The organism is Actinokineospora sp. (assembly GCF_050699995.1).
Lineage (GTDB): Bacteria > Actinomycetota > Actinomycetes > Mycobacteriales > Pseudonocardiaceae > Actinokineospora.
The window spans coordinates 1-1,757 of the sequence record NZ_JBOHGC010000074.1; the positions used below are offsets into that span (position 1 = coordinate 1).

A 1,757-nucleotide genomic window follows, 5' to 3' on the forward strand; every position below is an offset into this window, starting at 1 on the left:
GTGCTTGGCGGAGTCGTAGGCGCGGTCGGCGTAGAGCGCGTCGGGCCTCCGGCGGGGACGCCCGCGCCGGCCCCGCACCGGCGGGATCGCGTCGACCAGCGGGAGGAGTTGGGTGACGTCATTGACATTGCCGCCGGTCAGGGTGAATGCCGTCGGGATGCCGCCGCCCTCGGTGATCACGTGGTGCTTGGAGCCCGGCCGGGCGCGGTCGACCGGGCTCGGTCCGCTTTTGGGCCGCGCCGCGCCGCCCGCACATGCGAGCTGTCGATCACCGCCCGCGACCAGTCCAGCTTCCCGGCCGCGTTCAGCTCGGCCAACAACGCCTCGTGCAGCCGCTGCCACACCCCGGCCTCGTTCCACTCCGCCAGGCGCCGCCAGCAGGTCATCCCGGACCCGAACCCCAGCTCCTGGGGCAGGAACTCCCACTGGATCCCGGTATGCAGCACGAACAGGACGCCTTGCAGGGCCAGCCGGTCCGGCAGCCGCTTACGGCCCAGCTTGGGCAGCGCGTACTCCCAGCGCGGCAACAGCGGCTCGATTCGCTCCCACAGCTCGTCGGGCACGATCCACGGCGGCTGCTCACCTTTCCTCACCCGTCCATGATCCACGATCAAGGAACCCCATGCACAACAAGTGATCATTTTGTTAGGAACTCTAAGGACGAAGCACATGATCGACCCGATCAAGTACGAGCTCGGCGAGTCGGAGATCCCCCGCACCTGGCTCAACCCGGCCGCCGACATCGGCGAGCTGGCCCCATCGTCGACCCGGTGACCCGTAAGCCGGTGGGGTTCGACGCGCTGGCCAGGACGATGGCGCCGCCGCTGGTCGAGCAGGAACTGAGCACCGCGGACGAGTTCGAGATCCCCGAGCCGGTTCGGCAGCACTACGCCAAGTGGCGCTGCACCCCGCTCTACCGCGCCCGCGCCCTGGAGCAGGCGCTGGGCACGCCCGCCCGGATCTACTACAAGTACGAGGGCGTCGCACCCACCGGCAGCTGAACACCCGGCAGGCGGAGAGCTGGTCGTCGGCCGTCGGTGTGCAGCCCTATCCGCATACCAACGCCCACGGCGGGTCCGTGCTCGGTTTCGTCGACCCGGGTGACTGGGCGGCGTACTCCGGGATGGACCTGACCGGCGTCACGGGCATCACCGCGCGGGTCGCCGGAGTGGGGTCCACCGGCGGGTTCGACGTCCGCGTCGGCTCGCCGACGGGCACCAGGCTCGGGTCGGTGGCGGTGGCCCCGACCGGGGGCTGGGAGACCTACGCCGAGGTGTCCGCGAGCCTGACCTCGGTGCCCACCGGGACGCAGGACCTCTACCTGGTGTTCACCGGCTCCCAGTTCGACGTGGACGACTTCACCCTGACCAGCGGCGGTGCCCGGGTGGGTCCGATCGTCGGCGGCAGCGGCAAGTGCGTCGAGCCCAGCGGCGGCAGTTCGGCGGACGGCACGGCACTGGTGCTGTGGACGTGCGGCGGCGGCGCCGACCAGCGCTGGACAGCGCCCGGTGACGGCACTGTGCGCGCGTTGGGCAAGTGCATGGACGTGGCTGGTGGCGCCACCGCCAACGGCACCAAGGTCCAGCTGTACAACTGCAACGGGACCGGCGCCCAGCTGTGGTCGGCGCAGCCGGACGGTTCGCTGCGCAATCCGCGCTCGGGCCGCTGCCTGGACGCCGCGGGCGCGAGTTCGGCGGACGGCACCAGGTTGATCCTCTGGGACTGCCACGGCGGCGCCAACCAGCGCTGGACACTCC

At 71.1% G+C, this 1,757-nt stretch carries 2 protein-coding genes and 1 pseudogene; 2 read left to right on the top strand and 1 reads right to left on the bottom strand.

Annotation, left to right across the window (positions count from 1 at the left end; genetic code table 11):
• Positions 1-566 (bottom strand): annotated as a pseudogene (locus ACRDSQ_RS04500) (IS5 family transposase); the annotation flags it as partial.
• A 204-nt stretch (positions 567-770) separates the two neighbouring features.
• On the opposite strand from ACRDSQ_RS04500, the gene ACRDSQ_RS04505 reads away from it, so the two are divergent.
• Entirely contained in the window at positions 771-1,001 is a 231-nt protein-coding gene (locus ACRDSQ_RS04505; RefSeq protein ID WP_431419019.1) for a hypothetical protein, read from the top strand.
• A gap of 38 nt (positions 1,002-1,039) precedes the next feature.
• Positions 1,040-1,757: RICIN domain-containing protein (locus ACRDSQ_RS04510; RefSeq protein WP_431419020.1), on the top strand; the 718-nt coding region annotated here is incomplete at its 3' end.